Source organism: Microcella alkaliphila (assembly GCF_004216855.1).
GTDB lineage: Bacteria > Actinomycetota > Actinomycetes > Actinomycetales > Microbacteriaceae > Microcella > Microcella alkaliphila.
Map to the genome: position 1 here is coordinate 189,615 of NZ_SGXT01000015.1, position 21,429 is coordinate 211,043.

At 65.6% G+C, this 21,429-nt stretch carries 23 protein-coding genes and 2 tRNA genes; 11 read left to right on the forward strand and 14 right to left on the reverse strand.

Translation table 11 applies throughout. The annotated features are described in order from the left end of the window. Positions 1-106: 106 nt before the first annotated feature. Positions 107-1,837 (forward strand): Stk1 family PASTA domain-containing Ser/Thr kinase, encoded by a 1,731-nt coding sequence (pknB, locus tag EV140_RS08125; RefSeq protein WP_130282825.1) that lies wholly within the window; start codon positions 107-109, stop codon positions 1,835-1,837. 14 nt (positions 1,838-1,851) lie between these two features. Here pknB and EV140_RS08130 read toward each other — a convergent pair whose 3' ends face one another. Genes EV140_RS08130 through EV140_RS08135 form a run of 3 tightly spaced genes read right to left on the reverse strand, consistent with a single transcriptional unit; the run spans position 1,852 to position 3,500 of the window. Beyond that, positions 1,852-2,508: an anthranilate synthase component II gene (locus tag EV140_RS08130; protein ID WP_241971372.1), complete on the reverse strand. Its 657-nt coding sequence runs from the start codon at positions 2,506-2,508 to the stop codon at positions 1,852-1,854. Beyond that, positions 2,505-2,663, reverse strand: a complete 159-nt coding sequence (locus EV140_RS13345; RefSeq protein WP_198674390.1) for a hypothetical protein — start codon at positions 2,661-2,663, stop codon at positions 2,505-2,507. Before EV140_RS13345 ends, EV140_RS08130 begins: the two co-directional genes overlap by 4 nt. Positions 2,664-2,672: 9 nt before the next feature. Then, positions 2,673-3,500, reverse strand: coding sequence for a class E sortase (locus tag EV140_RS08135; protein WP_130282827.1), 828 nt, complete (start codon positions 3,498-3,500; stop codon positions 2,673-2,675). A gap of 86 nt (positions 3,501-3,586) precedes the next feature. Here EV140_RS08135 and EV140_RS08140 point away from each other — a divergent pair, with 86 nt between their 5' ends. Then, positions 3,587-3,829: a cell division protein CrgA gene (locus tag EV140_RS08140; protein WP_130282829.1), complete on the forward strand. Its 243-nt coding sequence runs from the start codon at positions 3,587-3,589 to the stop codon at positions 3,827-3,829. A 103-nt stretch (positions 3,830-3,932) separates the two neighbouring features. Here EV140_RS08140 and EV140_RS08145 read toward each other — a convergent pair whose 3' ends face one another. Then, positions 3,933-4,781, reverse strand: a complete 849-nt coding sequence (locus tag EV140_RS08145; protein WP_130282831.1) for a rhomboid family intramembrane serine protease — start codon at positions 4,779-4,781, stop codon at positions 3,933-3,935. After that, positions 4,778-5,320, reverse strand: coding sequence for a peptidylprolyl isomerase (locus tag EV140_RS08150; RefSeq protein ID WP_130282833.1), 543 nt, complete (start codon positions 5,318-5,320; stop codon positions 4,778-4,780). The genes EV140_RS08145 and EV140_RS08150 overlap by 4 nt, the downstream gene beginning before the upstream one ends. A 128-nt stretch (positions 5,321-5,448) precedes the next feature. Between EV140_RS08150 and EV140_RS08155 the strand changes: the two genes are divergently transcribed. After that, on the forward strand, positions 5,449-6,009 hold the full coding sequence (locus EV140_RS08155) for a hypothetical protein (RefSeq protein WP_130282835.1): 561 nt from the start codon (positions 5,449-5,451) through the stop codon (positions 6,007-6,009). Positions 6,010-6,151: 142 nt separating this feature from the next. Here the strand turns inward: EV140_RS08155 and EV140_RS08160 are convergent. From EV140_RS08160 to dnaA, 9 genes are all read right to left on the reverse strand, one after another. Further along, positions 6,152-6,224 (reverse strand) — tRNA-Ala (locus tag EV140_RS08160). A 103-nt stretch (positions 6,225-6,327) separates the two neighbouring features. Further along, a tRNA-Ile gene (locus tag EV140_RS08165) sits at positions 6,328-6,401 on the reverse strand. Positions 6,402-6,485: 84 nt separating this feature from the next. Next, positions 6,486-6,893 carry a DUF3566 domain-containing protein gene (locus EV140_RS08170; RefSeq protein ID WP_130282837.1) on the reverse strand — a complete coding sequence of 136 codons (408 nt, stop codon included), beginning with the start codon at positions 6,891-6,893 and terminating at the stop codon, positions 6,486-6,488. Continuing rightward, positions 6,890-9,460, reverse strand: coding sequence for a DNA gyrase subunit A (gene gyrA / locus EV140_RS08175; protein ID WP_130282839.1), 2,571 nt, complete (start codon positions 9,458-9,460; stop codon positions 6,890-6,892). The genes EV140_RS08170 and gyrA overlap by 4 nt, the downstream gene beginning before the upstream one ends. Before the next feature lie 56 nt (positions 9,461-9,516). Beyond that, positions 9,517-11,502, reverse strand: a complete 1,986-nt coding sequence (gene gyrB / locus EV140_RS08180) for a DNA topoisomerase (ATP-hydrolyzing) subunit B (RefSeq protein ID WP_096420093.1) — start codon at positions 11,500-11,502, stop codon at positions 9,517-9,519. 81 nt (positions 11,503-11,583) lie between these two features. After that, positions 11,584-12,090 carry a DciA family protein gene (locus EV140_RS08185; RefSeq protein WP_096420091.1) on the reverse strand — a complete coding sequence of 169 codons (507 nt, stop codon included), beginning with the start codon at positions 12,088-12,090 and terminating at the stop codon, positions 11,584-11,586. After that, positions 12,087-13,268 carry a DNA replication/repair protein RecF gene (gene recF, locus EV140_RS08190; protein ID WP_130282841.1) on the reverse strand — a complete coding sequence of 394 codons (1,182 nt, stop codon included), beginning with the start codon at positions 13,266-13,268 and terminating at the stop codon, positions 12,087-12,089. Before recF ends, EV140_RS08185 begins: the two co-directional genes overlap by 4 nt. Positions 13,269-13,290: 22 nt before the next feature. Further along, positions 13,291-14,433, reverse strand: a complete 1,143-nt coding sequence (dnaN, locus tag EV140_RS08195) for a DNA polymerase III subunit beta (protein ID WP_130282843.1) — start codon at positions 14,431-14,433, stop codon at positions 13,291-13,293. A 457-nt stretch (positions 14,434-14,890) separates the two neighbouring features. Beyond that, positions 14,891-16,309 (reverse strand): chromosomal replication initiator protein DnaA, encoded by a 1,419-nt coding sequence (dnaA, locus tag EV140_RS08200; protein WP_096420085.1) that lies wholly within the window; start codon positions 16,307-16,309, stop codon positions 14,891-14,893. A 275-nt stretch (positions 16,310-16,584) separates the two neighbouring features. On the opposite strand from dnaA, the gene rpmH reads away from it, so the two are divergent. The 8 genes from rpmH (at position 16,585) to EV140_RS08240 (ending at position 21,425) form a co-directional block, all read left to right on the forward strand. Beyond that, complete coding sequence (gene rpmH / locus EV140_RS08205) at positions 16,585-16,722, forward strand: 50S ribosomal protein L34 (RefSeq protein ID WP_026940492.1); 138 nt, start codon at positions 16,585-16,587, stop codon at positions 16,720-16,722. A gap of 14 nt (positions 16,723-16,736) precedes the next feature. Continuing rightward, positions 16,737-17,075 carry a ribonuclease P protein component gene (gene rnpA, locus EV140_RS08210; RefSeq protein ID WP_130282845.1) on the forward strand — a complete coding sequence of 113 codons (339 nt, stop codon included), beginning with the start codon at positions 16,737-16,739 and terminating at the stop codon, positions 17,073-17,075. Between the two features lie 11 nt (positions 17,076-17,086). After that, positions 17,087-17,392, forward strand: a complete 306-nt coding sequence (gene yidD / locus EV140_RS08215; protein WP_130283055.1) for a membrane protein insertion efficiency factor YidD — start codon at positions 17,087-17,089, stop codon at positions 17,390-17,392. A 13-nt stretch (positions 17,393-17,405) separates the two neighbouring features. Continuing rightward, positions 17,406-18,374 (forward strand): membrane protein insertase YidC, encoded by a 969-nt coding sequence (gene yidC, locus EV140_RS08220; protein ID WP_130283058.1) that lies wholly within the window; start codon positions 17,406-17,408, stop codon positions 18,372-18,374. A gap of 3 nt (positions 18,375-18,377) precedes the next feature. Then, a complete protein-coding gene (locus EV140_RS08225) occupies positions 18,378-18,860 on the forward strand; it encodes a Jag family protein (protein WP_130282847.1) in 483 nt (160 codons plus the stop codon). Positions 18,861-18,870: 10 nt separating this feature from the next. Continuing rightward, the gene (gene rsmG / locus EV140_RS08230) at positions 18,871-19,515 is read left to right on the forward strand and encodes a 16S rRNA (guanine(527)-N(7))-methyltransferase RsmG (protein ID WP_198674391.1); all 645 of its coding nucleotides are present in this window, start codon (positions 18,871-18,873) and stop codon (positions 19,513-19,515) included. Positions 19,516-19,581: 66 nt separating this feature from the next. After that, a complete protein-coding gene (locus EV140_RS08235) occupies positions 19,582-20,475 on the forward strand; it encodes a ParA family protein (protein ID WP_173826846.1) in 894 nt (297 codons plus the stop codon). Further along, the gene (locus EV140_RS08240; protein ID WP_130282849.1) at positions 20,475-21,425 is read left to right on the forward strand and encodes a ParB/RepB/Spo0J family partition protein; all 951 of its coding nucleotides are present in this window, start codon (positions 20,475-20,477) and stop codon (positions 21,423-21,425) included. The genes EV140_RS08235 and EV140_RS08240 overlap by 1 nt, the downstream gene beginning before the upstream one ends. Positions 21,426-21,429 lie beyond the last annotated feature (4 nt).

Below are 21,429 nucleotides of genomic sequence, written 5' to 3' on the forward strand. Positions count from 1 at the left end.
AGCGTTACCCAGCCGATATAGCTCCGGGGCACCCCGGCGCGCTGTCGGCACGCGCATCCGCCTACACTCACTTACGACGACTTCTCCCGCAACGAAACGGACCCCGATGGACAGCACCACCCCCGGCACCCGCCAGATCGCGGGCCGCTACGAGCTCGGTGCGCTCATCGGCCGCGGGGGCATGTCCGACGTGCACATCGCGACGGATGCCCGGCTCGGCCGCCGCGTCGCCGTCAAGCTCTTGAAGTCGTCACTCGCCTCCGACCCGGTGTTCCGCACGCGATTCCGCCAGGAGGCTCAGGCCGCCGCACGGATGGCGCATCCCACGATCGTCCGCGTGTTCGATGCCGGCGAAGAGGTACGGCGCGAGGCCGATGGGCGCGAAACGGTCATCCCGTTCATCGTCATGGAGCACGTCGAGGGTCGACTGTTGAGAGACATGGTGCTCGACGGTCCGCTGCCCGCAGCCGAAGCATCGCAGATCATCGAGCAGGTGCTGACCGCACTCGAGTATTCGCACCGGGCGGGCGTTGTGCACCGCGACGTGAAGCCCGGCAACATCATGGTGACCGCCACCGGCCAGGTGAAAGTCATGGACTTCGGTATCGCCCGCGCGATCTCCGACTCGTCCGCGACGGTCGCGCAGACCTCCACCATCCTCGGCACGGCGCAGTACTTCTCACCCGAGCAGGCCCGCGGCGAAACCGTGGATGCTCGCACCGACCTCTACTCGACGGGCGTCGTGTTGTTCGAGCTGCTCACGGGGCGCCCGCCCTTCCGTGGTGACTCGCCCGTCGCCGTCGCCTACCAGCACGTGAGCGAGGTCGCGCCCACTCCGAGCAGCCTCAACCCGTCTGTCTCGCCGGCCTTCGACGCCGTGGTGATGCACGCGCTGGCGAAAGACCGCTTTCAGCGATTCCAGACGGCCGCCGAGTTCCGGGCCGACCTCTCGGCCGCCGCGGCCGGGCAGGTTCCGCCGCGCCGCACCGACGCAGACAACGACCCGACGATGTCGCTGTTCGGCGTCAACCCGCAGGCGACCGCCGGAACGGAGGCCGCCATGCGGCAGCTGACCATCGACGATGACGACCGCCGTACACGCACGCAGAGCCGACCGCCCGTCGCCTGGATCTGGTCGGGCATCGTCGTCGTCGCCGTGCTGATCGCCGCCGTGCTCTTCTGGGCGTTCACCCTCGACCGCGACGGAGGGATTGTTGGAACCGTTGCCGTCGAGGTGCCCGACGTGGTGGGTCTCGCTTTCGAAGACGGTGAGGCGATCCTGATCGACGAGAACCTCCGGGTCTCCGCCATCCAGGAACCGGGAACGGCCGAGGACGAGGGCCTGATCTTACGCACCGATCCGAGTCCCGGCATCTCGGTGTCGCCAGGTCAAGAGATTCGCGTCTTCGTGTCATCGGGCGCCCCGCGCGTTCAGATGCCCGACGTGCGCAACATCGACATCGCCGCCGCGACGGCGCAGATCGAGTCGCGCGGCCTCGTCGTCGGTACGGTCACGAGCGAGAACTCGGGGACCATTCGCGCGAACGTCGTCATTCGTACCGACCCCGACACCGGCGTGCAACTGCGCGAGGGCGACATCGTGAACCTCACGATCTCGAACGGTCTCGTGTCGGTGCCCGACCTGCGTAACCTCCCCATCGGGGACGCGACGGCGCAGGCCCGGAACCTCGGACTTCAAGTGACGGTGCAGGCCGACGGCGGCTGCCAGGGTGGAATCGTCGTCGGGCAGTCCCTGCCGCCGGGCGACCAACCACAGTCGTCGCCGATCACCCTCGTGTACTGCAGCGGAGCGGCCGGGGGCGGCAGCGACGGCTGACGCTCGAGAAGTTGCTACGCGTCCGCAGCCGCGTCGCTCGACATGAGCGGGCTCAGACCGCGCGCGGTCTCGGCCGCCGCGGGAAGTCCCGCCTCAGCGAGCCAGTTGCCGAGCATCCGGTAGCCGCCCTCGGTGAGCACCGACTCGGGGTGGAACTGTACGCCGTGAACGGGCGCCGAGCGGTGGCGCACGCCCATGATGACGCCGCCCTCCGTGCGCGCCGTAACGACCAGGTCGTCGGGCACCGTTCCGTCGACGATTGCGAGCGAGTGATAGCGGGTGGCACGGAAGCTCTCGGGCACACCGTCGAACAGCGCATCCCCCTCGTGCACGACCTGCGACGTCTTGCCGTGCATGAGCTCCTCGGCGTGCGTGACGACGCCTCCGAGCGCCTCCGCGATCGCCTGATGGCCAAGGCAGACCCCGAGGAGGGGTTTCGCGGCGGCGATGGCAGCGTGGACGGCCGCGATCGAGATGCCCGCCTCTGCGGGGTTACCGGGGCCGGGTGAGACGAGCACCGCGTCGTAGTCGGCGATGAGCCCGGCCACAGCGTCGGCAGAGACCGCATCATTGCGCAGCACCGTCGTCTCGGCGCCGAGCTGCTGCAGGTACCCGTCGAGCGTGTACACGAAGCTGTCGTAGTTGTCGATGACGAGAACGCGCACGGTCACTGCTCCACGGTGGATTCTTGGGGAAGGAAGGTGTCGGCCGCCCAGGGGAACACCCAGTGAATGAGGGCGGCGAGCACTGCGGTGGCGAGCACGAGAAGGATGACCACCCGTACCCAGGCGGGTCCGGGCAGGATACGCCAGAGGGCTGCATACATGCGCGGGGCCTAACCGATCGTCGGCGCTGCGGCCGCCTGCGTCAGGCCGGAAATTTCGGCCGGCGGGCCACCCTCGCGCGGGTACCAGGTCTCGAACACGGCGTAGGCGATGATGCGTTCGGCAGCCGAGAATCGCGGATTGCAGCTGGTGAGCGTCAGGTACCTCTCGTTCGGCTCGACCTGTGGCGCCTGCGGTACGGGCTCAAGCACCTGCACAGCCGTCGGCCACACGTACTCGAGGTTGCGGAACACATACTCGTACCAGCCGTCGCGGGTCTCGACGTAGATGCGGTCCCCGACGCGGAGTTCGGCGATGTCGGCGAATGGCGCGCCATACGTGGTGCGGTGCGCCGCCAATGCGACGTTGCCGATCTCACCCGGCATTTGCGTCTCGACGTAATGCCCAACACCGAGACGCGGGTTGTTCAGCACCGTCTGAAGGTCGACGCCCGAGGCGATCGTGCGCACGTAACCGTCGCCGAAGCGCGGCACGATGAGCGTGCCAAAAGCCTCCCCCTCGGGAGGGGCGGCGGTCACAGGGGGCTCGCCGGGATCGCGCGGTTCGCTCGGCTCGTCAGGTGATTGGACCCTGTCGCGTTCGAACTCGGCGCGCAATTGCACTTGCACCTCCGAGGCTGCATTTTGCTGTTGTGCGCCCGCGATGATGTCGTTCAGCCACACGTACCAGCCAAGAAACAGCATGACGACGACGCCGGCGGTGATCAGCAGTTCACCCAGGACGCCGACAACGCTGGCCCGTCGCCGGGGCCGAACCGGGCGCGCGCGGTTCGCCTCGGTCGGCGCGTTCGGCGCCGGATTCGGGATGCTGTCGGTCACCGCTTTATTGTAGGCGCGCGTTCTTTACGCGGCTCGGCCCCGATCATCCACAAAAATGGCGGGCCACGCCGGGTAGACTGCGGGGCATGGCACGGACGACTGCGAGCGACGCTGAGAACCCCAACAATGCCCGCAGCGGCGCCGACGCCCCGAACCCGGTGTGGTTCAAGCCGGTGATGTTCGGCTTCATGCTGCTTGGCCTCATCTGGATCATCACCTACTACGTGAGCGCGTCGGCGCTGCCGATTGCGGCGATCGGGCCGTGGAACATCATGGTCGGCTTCGGCATCATGTTCATCGGCTTCCTGATGACCACTCGCTGGCGCTAGCCGCGCTTTTCCACGGCTGCGCAATCACCCCCGAAAAGGGGGTGGAATGACACGGCTGTGATTCTTATCCCCACTGTGGATGGGGCTGTGGATAACCATTCACCTAGCCGAGGCCGGAGAATCGCAGCACTGTACCGGCCACAAGCAGTGCACCGAACACGGCCACGAGCACGCCCTGCAGGACCTGCTGATCACGCCGACGCGTGCGCACGAGGATGAGTGCGACGATCGCGCCGCCGAGCAACCCGCCCACATGCGCCTGCCACGATATGCCGGGCACCACGAATCCCAGTGCCAGGTTGATACCAAGAATCACCATGAGCTGCACGGTGTTGCCGCCGAGGCGCCGCTGAATGACGAAAAACGCGCCGAACAGTCCGAAGATCGCGCCGGATGCTCCGACCACGAAGGTGAGCGGAGCCAGCCACAGCACGGCGACGGATCCGGCGAAGGTGCTCACGACGTATACGACGAGGAAACGTACTCGCCCGACCAGCTGCTCCAGCAATGGGCCCAAGACGAACAGGGCGTACATGTTGAACAGGATGTGGAAGAAGGAGCTCGGGCTGTGCACCAGGGCCACCGTCAGCATCCGCCACGGCTCGATGGGCGTAAGCGGTGGCGCGTAGCCGAGCGCCCGCGTGACGGCGCTGCCGGTCACCAACTGCAGGACGAAAACGCCCAGCGTGATCGCGAGGATCGTGTAGGTGACGACGGGCGTCGCCCCTCCGCGACGAAATGCGCGCACGATGGCGGGCTTCTGTTTCGGCAGTGCCGAACGAGCCTGCGCGATGCACTCGGGGCACTGCACACCGACGGCCGCCGGGGTCTGACACTCACCGCAGACCGTGCGCCCGCAGCGTTGGCAGAGCACGAACGAGCGCCGGCCGGGATGCCGGTAACAGACGTTCGGGTCGACGGCCTCCCCGGCGCCGGGCGCGGGATCGGTCACGCGACCTCGGCGACCTCGATGCTCGTGATGACGACATCCTGCAGCGGCTTGTCGCGGCCATCGGTCGGCACGGCCTCGATGGCGTCAACGACCCTCTTCGACTCGTCGTCGGCGACGGCGCCGAAGATCGTGTGATTGCCGTTCAGCCAGGTGGTCGGCACCGTGGTGATGAAGAACTGCGAACCGTTAGTTCCGCGCCCCCCTCGCTTGCCGGCGTTCGCCATCGCCAGGAGGTAGGGCTCGGTGAACTGCAGTTCGGGGTGGATCTCGTCGTCGAACTCATAGCCGGGGCCGCCAACGCCCTGACCCAGCGGGTCACCACCCTGGAGCATGAAGTCCTTGATGATGCGGTGGAAGATGACGCCGTTGTAGAGCGGGTCGGTGGTCTTCTGACCGGTGGCTGGGTGGGTCCACTCGATCTCGCCCGTCGCAAGACCCACGAAGTTTTTCACGGTCTTCGGGGCGTGGTTTCCGAACAGGTTGACGCGAATGTCACCCTCGGTCGTGTGGATGGTGGCGACAGCGGTGTGAATCGACATGCCGCAATTCTGTCACGGTGCGGGATGCACGCTTCCTGAGCATTCCGTCGGCGTCCGTTGGGGAAACCCCGAGTCGGTGGAAGGATGGAAGCCGACGTTTTGCCCGCCACCCACAAGGAGGACCGATCATGGGACTGTCTCGTAAGAGCCGCCGCAATCTGAAGAAGCTGCGCGGGGAGGCCGGCGACCTGTGGAGCGAGCAGCGCGAGGTGCTCGACCACGCCGCCTCTGTGCTGAAGAAGGCGAGTCGCCAGGCGGGAGAGGTTGCCAAGCGGGACGTCGCGCCTCGGGTGAAGACGACGTACGAGAAGCGGCTGCAGCCCGGAGTCGAAGCCGGCGTGGGCGCTGTCCGTTCTGCAGCCGACCACTCGCGGCAGACCTGGAACCGCGCGATCCTGCCGGCGGTGACTGGAGCGATTGGAGCCACGCTCGCCGTCATCGACGTCGCGCGCGACAACGGCCGCGTTGCCATCCGTGAGGCGTCGCGCACGAGCCGCGAGCTGGGCACGCGCGCCGGTCAGAAGCTCGGCATCATCGAGGTCAAGCCGACTCCCCGCCCCGGCCGCTACATCGCAGTCGCCCTGGGCGTCATCGCCGTGGGCGCCGTCGCCTATGCGGCGTACCAGACGCTCCGCGCCGACGACGACCTGTGGGTGGAGGACGAGCCCGTCGAGGCCCCCGTCGCTTAAGCCCCCGAACGAACAAAGCCCCCGGTCGACACCGGGGGCTTTTTCGTTCACCCACTGGACGAAAGCGAAGGGTTGCGACCGCGCCCGCGACCCGGAGCGCGCTGCGCCGCAGAAGCGGGGGCGGAGCCAGAAATGGACGTTGTGGAGCCTAGGGGAATCGAACCCCTGACCTCCTGCTTGCAAAGCAGGCGCTCTACCAATTGAGCTAAGGCCCCGGAGGGTTTCCAGTCTAGCCGTGGCCGCGGAGCGAGACGACCGCGCTCGTCTCGCGGGAGCGGGGTCGCGCCGCAGGAGCGGCGGCGAGACAGAAAATTGCAGTGGGGCTACCAGGACTTGAACCTGGGACCTCTTCGTTATCAGCGAAGCGCTCTAACCGCCTGAGCTATAGCCCCTCAGACCGGGGATGACTCTACACGACCCGGTCGCCTTCCCCCAATTCGGCCGGGCCTTCGGGGCCCGCCGCGTGGGGGTCGGGATTAGTTGTTGGTGAAGCCGACAAGCAGACCGCCGGTGACCTTGACGCTGAGGTTGTACAGCAGCGCCGAGATCGCCCCGATCGCGGTCATCGACACGAGGTTGATGATGCCGAGGATGATCGCGAACAGCATCACCTGGCCGAGCGAGAAGAGTTCGACGATCCTCGGCGCATCGTCGCCGAGGATCTCACCGAACAGTCCATCGACCTGTTCCAGGACACCCAGGCTTGAGACCACGACCCAGATGAAGAAGGCGGCGACGACGAGCACGATCGCACCGCACAGGGCGATGAGGAACGACAGCTTCACGGCCGACCAGAAGTCGATGTAGACGAGCTTCAGCCGCACCTGCTTCGCGCCCACGGTGCGCTGCGATTTGCGCTGCAGCTTTTCGGCGACAGTACTCACGAGGCGGTATCCTTCCCAGCGTCCGCAGCCGGGTCGGTTGCGGGTTCGGTGCCGTCGGTTGTGTCTACCGTATCGGCGTCGGTGTTCGCCAGATTTCGCTCACTGTTGCGCGCGATGGCGATGATGCGGTCGTCGTCGTCCGCGCGGGCGAAGACGACACCCATGGTGTCGCGGCCCTTTGCGGGCACTTCGGCCACCGAGGAGCGTACCACCTTGCCACCGGCCATAACCACGAGAACCTCATCATTGTCGCCGACGATGAGGGCGCCGGCGAGGCCCCCGCGATCGTCGCTGAGTTTCGCCACCTTGATGCCAAGGCCGCCACGACCCTGAACTCGGTACTGGTCAACGGCGGTGCGCTTGGCATAGCCGCCCTCGGTGACGACGAAGACGTAGCCGTCGTCGGTCACGACGTCGGCGGCGAGCAGTTCGTCATCGCCGCGGAACTTCATGCCCGTGACCCCCGCCGTCGACCGACCCATCGGGCGCAGGGCCTGGTCGTTCGCGGTGAAGCGCACCGACATTCCGGCGCGCGAGACGAGCAGGATGTCGCTGGTGTCGTCGGTGAGCATGGCCGACACGAGCTCGTCGCCCTCGCGCAGGTTGATGGCGATGATGCCGCCCGTGCGGTTGGTGTCGTACTCAACGAGCGCCGTCTTCTTGATTTGACCGCCGCGGGTGGCCAACACCAGGTAGGGCGCCGCCTGATAGTCGGGGATGTCGAGAATCTGGGCGATCTCTTCGTCGGGTTGCAGGGCGAGCAGGTTGGCGACGTGCTGGCCCTTCGCGTCGCGTCCGGCCTCCTGAATCTCGTAGGTCTTCAGGCGATAGACGCGGCCGGTGGTCGTGAAGAACAACAGCCAGTGATGTGTTGTCGTGACGAAGAAGTGCTCGACGACGTCGTCGGCGCGCAGCTGCGCACCGCGCACGCCCTTCCCGCCTCGGTGCTGCGAGCGGTAATTGTCGCTGCGGGTGCGCTTGATGTAGCCACCGCGGGTGACGGTCACCACCATCTCTTCGACCGGTATCAGGTCTTCGACGCTCATGTCGCCGTCGAACCCGAACATGATCTCGGTGCGACGGTCGTCGCCGTAGCGCGCCACGATCTCGGTCAGCTCGTCGCTGATGATCTCGCGCTGGCGCTCGGGGCTCGCGAGGATCTCCTTGTAGTCGGCGATCAGGCGCTCTAGCTCGTCGGCCTGCTCCTGAATCTTCTGCCGCTCGAGGGCCGCCAAGCGCCGCAGCTGCAGGTTCAGAATCGCGGTGGCCTGCAGTTCGTCGACGTCAAGCAACGCCATCAGGCCGTCGCGCGCCTCTTCCGTGGTCTGCGAGCGGCGGATGAGCGCGATGACCTCGTCGAGAGCATCCAGTGCCTTCAGGTACCCGCGCAAAATGTGCGCGTCCGCTTCCGCCTTCTTCAGGCGGTACTCGGTGCGGCGAACGATCACCTCGACCTGGTGTTCCACCCAGTACGAGATGAACTGGTCGAGCGTGAGCGTGCGCGGAACCCCGTCGACGATCGCGAGCATGTTCGCGCCGAAGTTGTCTTGTAGCTGCGTCTGCTTGTACAGGTTGTTCAACACGACACGAGCAACGGCATCCCGCTTCAAGACGATGACGAGACGCTGACCGGTGCGACCCGACGACTCGTCGCGGATGTCGGCGATGCCGGCAAGCTTGCCGTCCTTTACCAGGTCGGCGATCTTGATCGCCAGGTTGTCGGGGTTTACCTGGTACGGCAGCTCGGTGATCACGAGGCACGTGCGGTTCTGGATCTCTTCGACCGTGACGACCGCGCGCATGGTGATCGAACCGCGGCCGGTGCGGTAGGCGTCCTGGATGCCCTTGACGCCGAGGATCTGCGCGCCCGTCGGGAAGTCGGGGCCCTTGACGCGCTGCAGGCACGCATCCAGCAGCTCCTCGCGCGACGCGTCAGGATTCGCCAGGTGCCAGAGGGCAGCGTCGGCCACCTCGCGCAGGTTGTGCGGCGGAATGTTCGTCGCCATACCCACCGCGATGCCGACCGACCCGTTGACGAGCAGGTTCGGGAAGCGCGAGGGAAGGATAGACGGCTCCTGCGTGCGACCGTCGTAGTTGTCGTGGAAGTCGACGGTCTCCTCGTCGATGTCGCGCACCATCTCCATGGCGAGCGGGGCCATCTTCGTCTCGGTGTACCGAGGGGCAGCCGCGCCGTCGTTGCCGGGTGAGCCAAAGTTTCCCTGACCCGCCGCGAGCGGGTAGCGCATCGACCACGGCTGCACGAGGCGCACGAGCGCGTCGTAGATCGCCGAGTCGCCGTGCGGGTGGAACTGCCCCATCACGTCGCCGACGACGCGCGAACACTTCGAGAACGCCTTGTCGGGGCGGTAGCCGCCGTCGTACATCGCGTACAGCACGCGGCGGTGCACGGGCTTCAGGCCATCGCGCACGTCGGGCAACGCTCGACCGACGATGACGCTCATCGCGTAGTCGAGGTACGACCGCTGCATCTCGAGCTGCAGGTCGACCTGCGTGATGCGGCCGCCGGCGCCGAAGTCCTCGTCAGTAGCGGTGGGCTCGTCAGCCATCGGATTCCTTTGCGTGGTGATGTTCGGGAGGCTCGGTGCGCGTCACGCGCAATGCATCAGATATCGAGGAAGCGGACGTCTTTGGCGTTTTGCTGAATGAAGGTGCGTCGTGCATCCACGTCTTCGCCCATGAGGGTGGCGAACACGCTGTCGGCGATCGCGGCGTCTTCCAGCGTGACCTGCATGAGCGTGCGCGTCTCGGGGTTCATGGTCGTGTCCCAGAGCTCTTGGTGGTTCATCTCGCCGAGACCCTTGTAACGCTGAACGCCGTTGTCTTTCGGGATGCGCTTGCCGGCGGCAAGCCCCGCCTCGAGCAGCGCGTCGCGCTCGCGATCGCTGAACACGTACTCGTGCTCGGCGTTCGACCACTTCAGGCGATACAGCGGCGGCTGCGCGAGGTAGACGTAGCCCCGATCGATGAGCGGTCGCATGTAGCGGAACAGCAGCGTCAGCAGCAGTGTCGTGATGTGCTGGCCGTCGACGTCGGCATCGGCCATCAAGACGATCTTGTGGTACCGCACCTTGTCGGGGTCGAAGTCTTCGCCGATGTTGGCACCGAAGGCGGTGATCATCGCCTGCACTTCGGCGTTGCCGAGCGCGCGGTCGAGGCGCGCCTTCTCGACGTTCAGAATCTTGCCGCGCAGCGGCAGGATCGCCTGCGTCTCGGGGTTGCGCCCCTGCACGGCCGAGCCGCCGGCCGAGTCACCCTCGACGATGAAGATCTCGCTGATCGAGGGGTCTTTCGACTGGCAGTCCTTGAGCTTGCCGGGCATGCCGCCCGACTCGAGCAGGCCCTTACGCCTGGTCTGCTCACGCGCCTTGCGCGCCGCAATGCGTGCGGCGGCCGCCTGCTGCGCCTTGCGTATGACGTCGCGCGCCTGGCTGGGGTTGCGCTCGAACCAGTCGCCCAAGAACTCGCCGGTGACCTTCTGCACGAACGACTTCGCCTCGGTGTTGCCGAGCTTCGTCTTCGTCTGGCCCTCGAACTGCGGCTCGCCGAGCTTGATGGAGATCACGGCGGTCAGACCCTCGCGCACGTCGTCGCCGGAGAGGTTCTCTTCCTTCTCCTTGATGAGGTTCTTCTCACGGGCGTACCGGTTGACGAGGGTGGTGAGTGCCGCGCGGAACCCCTCCTCGTGCGTGCCGCCCTCGTGGGTGTTGATCGTGTTGGCGTAGGTGTGGACGCTCTCGCTGTAGGCAGTCGTCCACTGCATCGCGACCTCGAGGGCGATCGTGCGCTCGGTGTCTTCGGACTCGAACGCGATGATCTCGGGGTGCACGACGTCGGTCTTCTTCGACGCGTTCAGGTGCTCGACATAGTCGACGAGCCCCTTCTCGTAGAGGAATTCGTCGTGCCGGGGCTCGCTGGCCGGCTGGTCATCCGTTTCGGGGTGGGCACGCTCGTCGGTGATGGTGATGCGCAGACCCTTGTTGAGGAACGCCATCTGCTGGAAGCGCGTGCGCAGCGTCTCGTAGTCAAAGTCGACAGTTTCGAAGATGTCGGTGCTCGGCCAGAAGGTGATCGTGGTGCCGGTGCCGTCGACGGCACGCCCCTTCTTCAGTGGTGCATCCGGCACGCCGACGGTGTAGCTCTGCGTGTACTCGTGGCCCTGGCGCTTGACGGCAACCTCGAGGCGCTGCGACAGGGCGTTGACGACGGAGGAACCGACACCGTGTAGACCGCCCGAGACGGCGTACCCGCCGCCGCCGAACTTTCCGCCGGCGTGCAGCACGGTCAGGACGACCTCGACGGTCGATCGCTTCTCGACCGGATGTTCGTCGACGGGGATGCCGCGGCCATTGTCGACGACGCGAACGGCGCCGTCGGGAAGGATCGTGACGTGGATCGTGTCGCAGTGGCCGGCGAGGGCCTCATCGACAGAGTTGTCGACGATCTCGTACACGAGGTGATGGAGGCCCCGGGGGCCGGTCGACCCGATGTACATGCCGGGGCGCTTACGCACCGCCTCGAGCCCTTCCAGAACCTGAATGTTGGCCGCGCCGTAATTGTCTGGATGAGGGGTGGTAGTCACGGGGTCCATCCTATCAATGGAAGGCCCCTCAGAGGCGCGTGAAGGCCCCTCTGGGGAGATTTCTCGCTCCCTGTGGACTGATTCGTCGTCTCAGCCGTAGGTATCGCGTGGACCGCGCCCCGGGATCGATCGAGGCCCCCGCTTCCAACTGGGGGCACTCGGGCCAATAAATCGGATGCTCGTGATCTGAGCATCCGGGAATCGCTTCGTGATCGACGTGACCATGTCGCCACGCATCATGCGCAGCTGGGTCGCCCACGCGGTCGAGTCGCACTGCACCGACAACACACCATCGTCGATCCCGACCGGCTCCGTGTGCGATGCCACCTCTGGTCCCACGAGATCGGACCACGACGCCAGCAAGTCGCCTCTCGCCAGCGGCGATGTCCACCCCATGGTTCGGCTGACACCCTCGAGCACGTCACCCAGACCCGCGGGGTCGCGTCCCGAGCCGTAGGGAGTCGACGACCCAGCCGTTTTCTGCGAGCGGCGCCGAGCATCCCGCGATCGAAGCGCCGGGTCGCCAAACACGCGCTGCAGCCGGCGATATACGGCGCTTGCCTCGCTCTCGGGCGCGGTCGCGTCATCGGCGGTCACGCGTCACCACCCGCATGATCGTCGCCGGGCTGGTCCGAGGCCTGGATGGTGCCCGCCACGATCGGGATGCGCGTGGCGGCCAAGCGCTCGGGCACATCGTTCTCGACCGCGGCCGTGATCAGCACCTGCTCGAAATCGGCAACGGCATCGGCGAGACGTTCGCGACGCCCCTCGTCGAGTTCGGCGAACACGTCGTCGAGAATCACGATCGGGTCCCCCGCGACCGCGTCCGCCCGCAGTACCCGCGCCGCCGCAAGCTTGAGCGCGAGAGCGTACGACCAACTCTCACCGTGACTCGCGTGCGTGCGCGCGGGGAGACCATTCAACGTCAGCACGAGATCGTCGCGATGCGGGCCCACCAGAGTGACCGCTCGCTCGAGCTCCGCTCGACGCCGTTCTGCGAGGGAAAAACGAAACTGCGCAGCGGCACGCTCCGCATCGAGTTCGTCGCTGTCATCGAGCGGCGCATCCCCGGACGGGTCCACGGCCGAGTGACGAAGTCCGAGAGTTGCGGCGTGGTCGTCACCGGCGACCGCGGCGTATCCCGCCGTGAGATGAGGCCGAAGCTCTGCCACGAGCGCGACGCGCGCCGCCATGATCTCGACACCGAGCGTGACCAGGCGCTCATCCCAGACATCGAGTGTGGTCAACGCATCGGGCGACAGGCGGGATGCTCGGGCCGACTTCAAGAGAGAGTTCCGTTGCCGAAGTACCCGGTCGTAGTCGCCGAGGGTGCCGGCCATGCGCGGAGAACGCTGAACGACGAGCGCATCAAGAAAGCTGCGTCGCCCGGACGGTTCACCTCGCACGAGCGCGAGGTCTTCTGGCGCGAAGAGCACGGTGTGCACGTAGCGAGGAAGCTCGCGCATCCGTACGACAGAGCCGTTGACCTGTGCGCGGTTCGCTCCCGACGTGTTGAGGTGCAATTCCACGACGATGGCGCGGTCGTCGTGGGCGACGCGCATGCGCACGATCGCGGCCTCCTCGCCGGCGCGCACGAGCGCGGCATCGCCGGCGACGCGGTGCGAGCCGCCGAGAGACGGATAACTGATCGCCTCAACGAGGTTGGTTTTTCCTTGACCGTTCCGCCCGATAAGCAGTGTGGGGCCGGCAGTCAGGGCGAGTTCTGCGCGAGCGTAGTTGCGAAAGTCGGCGAGGCTCAGGTGAGTGACGTGCACAGCGCTGCGGGTGCGCCGCGCACTAGCGCAGCAACAGGTTGGGCTGCAGCAGGTACCGGTAGCTGTCGGAGCCGGCCTGGTCCTTCGAGGTCTGGCTGGTGATGAGCACCGGGCCGGGCTTGCCGGGGTTGTCGGTCTTCGTGAACGAGATACGCACGAACTCCGAGTGCACGGCAGACAGCCCGTCGATGAGGAATTGGGGCTTGAGTGACACGACCGTGCTCTCCCCCGAGAGGTGTGCGTCGATCGTCTCTTGCGCCTGCGCGTTCTCACTGCCGATCGCTTCCAGCGTGAGGCCATCTTCGCTGAAGCTGTACCGAAGCGCGGCATCACGCTCGAGCACGAGGGCGACACGACGGGTCGCTTCGATGAGCTCAGCGGTGTTCATCACGGCGTAGTTTTCAGGTGACTCGGGGAACAAGCGCTTGACGGGTGGGAAGTTTCCCTTGATCAACAGGGATGTCACGGTCTTGTTGTCGGCAGAAAAGGCGATGAGCTCACGGTCGCCACCGCTCACGATGGTCACGGTGATCTGCGCTGAATGGGCAAAGATCTTCGCGGTCTCGGACAGCGTGCGCGCGGGGACGAGCGCTGTCGTGCCGTCACTCGTGCCGGTGGATTCCCAGTCGATACCGCGCACGGCAACGCGGTAGCGATCGGTGGCGACCAGCGACAGGGACGTGCCTGACGTTTCCAGCTGCACACCCGTGATGACCGGCGTCACGTCGTCGCGCGAGGCGGCAACGGCGACCTGCGAGACGGCGTCGCTGAACGCCTCGCCGGGAAGAAGCCCGCTGTCACCGTCGATCACGGGAAGGCTCGGATACTCCTCGACCGGCATGAGCGACAGCGCGAAACGTGCAGAGCCGCAGCGAACGGCGACCTTGTTGTCGTCGAGCGAAAACTCGACGGGGGCGTTCGGCAGCCGCGACGCAATGTCGGCGAGCAAACGCCCGGATACAAGAACGGTGCCATCGCTCTCGACATCGGCCGTGATGCTCGTCTGCGCCGAGACTTCGTAGTCGAACGACGACAGAGTGACCGTGCCGTTCTCTGCCCGGAGGAGTACGCCCGACAGGATCGGCAGTGTGGTGCGTTGGGGAAGCAGGCGAACGGCGAACGACACGGCGTCGCTGAAGACATCGCGATTGACCTGGAACTTCACGTCGAATCCCTCTTCCGTCGGGCGGTCCGGGAGTGCCGGGATTCCCATACTGGCACAGCGCCTCCCCGAAGAGTTTGTCGTTCGCTCCCCGGACAAGGGTTATCCCCGAATCACATCAGAGAAGAACAAGAAATAAGAGCGTTAACCGCTGTGCACAGTGTGGACAACGACGCCAGATGCCCGGAATCTCGGGAAACCACATGTGTGTAACTTGTGGAATCACCTCTCGACACGGCGGAAAGTTAAGGGGATGACGGACGCCTGCCCCGAGCATCCGCTCACAGCCGTGCGCGGCGTTTCCGCAATCCATCCCCAAGCGCCCTCGGCGTTTTCCACAGGCTGTCCCCAGTGTGGGAAATGACGCCTGAACCTGAGGTTCTTCTGTGACGACACGACAAAAGGCCCGAATCCCGGGGTTTTTCTTGCTGGATGCTCGCTGTGAGCGGTCGCGGAATCGCTAGCTGTAGCGGTGGTTCTGCTTAATTCGGCTGGTCAGCTCGGTGACCTGGTTGTAGATCGAGCGCCGCTCCTTCATGAGCTCACTGATCTTCTTGTTGGCGTACATCACCGTGGTGTGGTCGCGGTTGCCGAACAGCTGGCCGATCTTCGGGAGAGACAGGTTGGTCAGCTCGCGGCACAGGTACATCGCGATCTGCCGGGCCGTGGCGACCGCCTGCGACCGCGAAGAGCCGTACAGATCGTCGACCGTGAGCTTGAAGTACGCCGCGGTGTGATTGATGATGTCGACCGGCGCGATCACGTTGTCTTCATCGAGGGTGATCAGGTCTTTGAGAACGGTCTGCACGAGCTGCAGGTCGACCGGCGTCCGGTTCAGGTTCGCGAACGCGGTGACGCGGATGAGCGTCCCTTCGAGCTCGCGGATGTTACTGGAGACCTTCGAGGCCATGTACTCGAGTACGTCGTCGCGCACCTGCAGTCGATCGTTTTGCGCCTTCTTTCGGAGGATCGCGATGCGGGTTTCGAGATCCGGCGCCTGCACATCGGTGATGAGACCCCACTCGAAGCGGCTGCGCATCCGGTCTTCGAAGCCAGTGAGGTGTTTGGGGGGCAGGTCGGACGTGATGACCACCTGCTTGTTGTGATCGTGCAGCGTATTGAACGTGTGGAAGAAGGCTTCCTGAGTCGAGTCCTTCCCCTGCAGGAACTGGATGTCGTCGATCAGCAGGATGTCGATCTCGCGGTAGCGCGATTGGAACAGGCTTGCGCGATTGTTGGCGATCGAGTTGATGAAGTCGTTCGTGAACTCTTCTGAGCTCACGTAGCGCACACGGATACCCGGGTACAGGTTTTCGGCGTAGTGGCCGATGGCGTGCAACAGGTGCGTCTTTCCGAGCCCCGATTCTCCATAGACGAAGAGAGGGTTGTAGGCCTTCGCCGGCGCTTCAGCAACGGCGACCGCTGCGGCGTGCGCGAAGCGGTTCGAGCCGCCGATGACGAAGTTGTCGAAGCTGTATTTGTCGTTCAACCGGCTGTCGCCGCGACGGGATGCCACATCGATCGGTGCCGGCGGCGCCGGCTGCTCGATGTAGCCGGATGCTGTGGGCTGGTCGCTGATATCCGGTGCACTGTCGAAGGCCTCTGCTTGCATTTCGGGGTTCACGACAATGGCGAAGTTGGAGGCGTCGTCCCCGGCGACCGTGGTGATGGCGGCGAGCAGGGGCAAGCGGATGCGCTGCTCCAGCATCCCTCGGGTCAGCTCGTTCGGTACCTCGAGATACAGCGTGCCGGCCATAATGCCGCGCGGAACGACGAGGTTGATGAAGCCGATGAGCTGCGGAGTGATGCGGTCATCCGCCACGAGGTGCGCCTTCACCGAATCCCACATCGCGCCTATGGGTTCGGTGTCGTCGGTCATGGCGCAGTGTCCCTCTCGTTGATGCAGGTCGGTGTGACGGTGCGGGGACGACGTCGAGCATCCCTCTGGCAGGCCGTTCGCCTACTGTAGTTCTCTCGCCGTGTCGTTACCACTGGTGTGGCTGATGCTCGCGATAATGCGTGGCTCGCCCGATCCCGTTTGACCGGGGGTGTCGCGAAGCCTATTGTTAACCGGTTGACTTCTGCCGTGCGGCGCGCGCCCACGAGCCAGCAGACCCCACATCGTCGCTCCCTCGAGGGGCCGAGGAGACCATCATGAGCAAGCGTACGTTCCAGCCCAACAACCGCCGCCGCGCCAAGGTGCACGGCTTCCGCCTTCGCATGCGCACCCGCGCCGGCCGCGCGATCCTCGCGAACCGCCGTCGCAAGGGCCGCACCGAACTCTCGGCCTAAGGCGCCGTCGCGTCGTGCTCGCCCGCGCCCACCGGGTGAGGTCGGGTTCCGACTTCCGCGAGACGATGCGCCGCGGGCGCAAGACTGCAACCCCCACGGCCGTCGTCTACGCCCGCAGCGGCGAAGAAACCGCCCCCGCCCGCTTCGGCATCATCGTGTCGAAAGCTGTCGGGGGCGCTGTTGTGCGCAATCGGATCAAGCGGCGGGTGCGCGCGATCTGCGCGAACGTCGCCCCGAGCATCCCGGCTGGTACTGCGGTGGTGATCCGCATGCTCCCAGCGGCAGCCGAGGTCACCTGGGATACCCTGCGGGAGCAGCTGACCACAACCATCCGGCGGGCGGTGAATGCGTGACAGACCAGCCCCTGGTGCGTGCCTTCCGACTCGTGGCGCTCGTTCCGCGCAACATCGTCGTGGCGCTCCTCCACGTATACCGCGCGGTCATCTCCCCGCTCTACGGGGATGTGTGTCGGTACTACCCCAGCTGTTCGGCGTACGGGTTGACGTCGGTCCAGCAGCACGGCGTTGTTCGCGGAGGCTGGTTGACTGTGCGGCGACTTGCGCGGTGCCACCCGTGGGCCGCTGGCGGGGTCGATGACCCGCCGGCGCGCGAACACTCCCCGTACCGCCTCACCCGCTTTGGCTTCATCGTCCTCGACAGAAAGGCATAACCCCGTCATGGAACTGGGTTTCTTCGGAACACTTCTGTGGCCCATTAAGTGGGTCATTGAGGCAATCCTCGTTGGCTTCCATTCGTTGCTCACTCTGGCCGGACTGGAGTCGGCCGCTGGCGTGACGTGGGTTCTGTCGATCGTCGGTCTCGTCATCGTCATCCGCGCGCTGTTGATTCCGGTATTTGTGCGGCAGATCAAGTCGCAGCGCAAGATGCTCGAGATCTCGCCCGAGCTCAAGAAGATTCAGGACAAGTACCGCGGCAAGAAGGATCAGTTCTCGCGTGAGGCCATGTCGCGCGAAACGATGAACCTGTACAAGAAGCACGGCACGAACCCGCTGTCGTCGTGCTTCCCCCTGCTGTTGCAGATGCCCATCTTCTTCGGCCTGTTCTCGGTGCTGAACGACGCCTACGCCGGGCGCGACAGTGTGGGGCTCCTCACGCCGGAGCTGTCGGCGGAGTTCGGAAGCGCGAGCCTCTTTGGCGTCGCCCCCCTCGGTCTCACCATGGCGACGAGCGACGGAAACGTCGCGGTCATCATCATCGCGATCGTGCTCGTGATTCTCATGACCGGCTCGCAGTTCTTGACCCAGCTGCAGATCATGGCGAAGAACCAGTCGCCCGAGATGAAGAACTCCCCCATGTACCGCCAGCAGAAGATCCTGCTGTACTTGCTTCCGCTGGTGTTCGTTTTCTCGGGAGCCTTCTTCCCCCTCGGCGTCATGTTCTATTGGTTCGTCTCGAACATCTGGACCATGGTTCAGCAGTTCATCGTCATCCGAAACATGCCGACCCCCGGGAGCGAGGCCGCGCTCGCCCGTGAGGCGCGACTCGCAAAGAAGCGCCAGAAGAAGGGGCTCCCCGACCCCGCCGACGAGGCCAGCGGCTCCGTCGCCGTCGAGGAACCCATCAAGACTCAGCGCCAACAGCCGGTATCGAAGTCGCGCGCGAAGAAGCAGAACAAGAAGGGTGGTCGCTAGGCCATGACCGAAACCACGAGCACCGCCCCTACCTCAAGCGATGCCGAAGGCGACATCGCCGCCGATTACCTCGAAGAGCTTCTCGACATCGCCGATCTCGACGGCGACATCGAGATCGACGAGCGGGGCGGTCGCGTCTATCTCTCGATCGATGCGGACGAGCGGGATGCGCTTCGTCTGTTGTCGAAGCCCGATACCGTGAGCGCTCTGCAGGAGCTGACGCGCCTCGCGGTGCACGTGAAGACCGGCGAGTTCTCGCGGTTGATTCTCGACATCGCGGGATCCCGCGATGCTCGCGCAACCGAGCTCGCGCGTCTGGTCGACCGAGCGGTTGAGCGGATTGATGCTGGCGCCTCGTCCGCAGCGCTCCCCCCGATGTCGAGTTACGAGCGCAAGCTCGTGCACGACATCGTCGCCGAGCGTGGCTTCACGTCTGAGTCGGAAGGCGAGGGCGCCGAGCGCCACACCGTCATTCGCCGCGCTTAGGACGTTTCACGTGAAACATTCCGACGTAGAGCCGGAGCCGGCGGTCGCGTCTGGCCTGTTCGGCCCGCGCATCGACGTCGCTCGTTCGTTTGCACACCGCCTGGCAGAGATCGGGGAAGAGCTCGGCCTCATCGGGCCCGTCGAACGCGAGCGGCTGTGGTCACGCCACATTCTGAACTGTGCATTCGTCGCCCCCTTCCTGCGCGGGGGCGCGCGCGTCGCTGATGTGGGCAGTGGTGCGGGCCTCCCCGGGCTCGTGCTCGCGATCGCGCGACCGGATGTCGAGCTCATTCTCATCGAGCCGATGGAGCGTCGCACGGAGTGGTTGCGCGACGAAGCTCAGCGCCTCGGGCTCCGGAACGTCACCGTGCTTCGTGCTCGCGCGGAGGAGGCCGTCGACGCCGGACCATTTGATCAGGTGACGGCCCGCGCCGTGAAGGCTCTCCGTCAACTGGTTCCCATGACGCGCCCTCTCCTGTCCGCCGGCGGGGAGATGCTTTTTCTCAAGGGCGCGCGTGTCGAGAGCGAGATCGCGGAGAGCGTGAAGCAGCGTCGCGCCGCTCGCCTCAGCGACCCCGAGGTCCTCATTCTCGGGGAGGGCGTCGTGCCCGAACCGACCCGCCTCTTTCGGGCTACAGTGGTCGAGGCCTCCTGACCGGGCGGTCGCCAGTGGTCGAACAACCGCCACTGTTTCACGTGAAACATCCACCGGAAGGTAGTCGTGACGACTGACTCTCCCTACGACGGGTCCACTCCCCTCGCTCGAGAGGTCGCCGACATCACGCGCCGCCGACGCGCGGTGGAGACGCAGAACTTCCCCCTGCCCGAAACGCCCCGGGTTATCACGGTCGCGAACCAAAAGGGTGGCGTGGGCAAGACCACCACGACCGTCAACTTGGCGGCGGCCCTAGCGCGACAGGGAGCGCACGTTCTGGTGATTGACCTGGATCCCCAGGGGAACGCGTCGACCGCCCTCGGCGTGGAGCACCGTGCCGAGACGCCGAGCGTCTACGACGTGATCGTGGGCGAGGCGACGATCGACGAGGTCGTGCAGAAGAGCCCCGAGTTCGAGCGGCTGTTCTGCGTCCCCGCCACTATTCACCTCGCCGGCGCCGAGATCGAGCTCGTGTCCCTCGTCGCGCGCGAGCAGCGGCTCCGCACGGCGGTCGAGCTGTACCTCGCGGAGTCTGACGACCCCGTGCACTACGTCTTCATCGACTGTCCGCCGTCACTCGGACTCCTGACGATCAATGCGTTTGTCGCGGCGCGCGAGGTACTCATTCCGATCCAGTGCGAGTACTACGCACTGGAGGGCCTCAGCCAGCTGCTGAACAGCATCCAGCTGATCGAACGACACCTGAATCCTGACCTTCGCGTCAGCACGATTCTCTTGACGATGTATGACGCACGCACGAACCTCGCCAATCAGGTGGTTGCCGACGTTCGCGAACACTTCCCCCAGCAGGTGCTCGACACGCTGATCCCGCGATCGGTCCGCATCAGTGAGGCCCCGAGCTACGGTCAAACCGTAATCAGCTACGACCAGAACTCCCCCGGCTCGCTCTCGTACCTCGAGGCAGCCGCAGAGATCGCAACGAGAGGGGCGGTGGCCTGATGGCGGCACCCAAGCGCACAGGACTCGGCCGCGGCATCGGCGCCCTCATCCCGACGGGATCGGGAGACCGCCCGGTCGATGTGTTCTTCCCGCAGGCCCAAGCTCCGCACGAGTCACTGACCGAGGTGCCCGGCGCGCGGCTCGTCGCTGTCGCCCCCGGTGACGTCGTTCCGAACCCTCAGCAGCCGCGCACAGAGTTCCGCGAAGAAGAGCTCGCCGAACTGGTGCACTCGGTGCGGGAGTTCGGCGTGTTGCAGCCCATCGTCGTGCGCGACCGGGTCGGAGCGGGGCCGGGCGAGGCGCGCTACGAGCTCATCATGGGCGAGCGGCGCCTGCGCGCATCGACCATTGCGGGGCTCGAGAGCATTCCCGCCGTCGTGCGCAATACGAGCGACGAGAACATGCTGCGGGATGCTCTGCTCGAGAACCTGCATCGCGCCCAGCTGAACCCCCTGGAAGAGGCGAGCGCGTACCAGCAGCTTCTCGACGACTTCGGGATCACGCAGGAGCAGCTTGCCGAGCGCCTCGGCCGGTCGCGGCCGCAGATCACCAACACGCTGCGCCTGTTGAAGCTGCCGACGCCCGTACAGTCTCGCGTTGCTGCCGGCGTGTTGAGTGCCGGACACGCGCGCGCGATTCTGTCGACCGCAGATGCCGTAATCATGGAACGCCTCGCGGACAAGATCGTCAACGAGGAGCTGTCGGTGCGCCAGGCGGAAGCGGCAGCGCAACACATGGCCGGTCAGGGAAAGAAAACTCCGGCCCGTAAGCCGGCGCCGGGTGGGCGTCAGGCACAGCTCGACGAGATTGCTGAGCGCCTGGGCGATCGACTGCACACCCGCGTCAAGGTCTCGCTCGGGCGGAGCAAGGGCACCGTCACGATCGACTTTGCGACGGTGGGCGACCTGAATCGTATTCTCGGCGAGCTCGGCGAGCCGGGATTCCAGTAGGCCG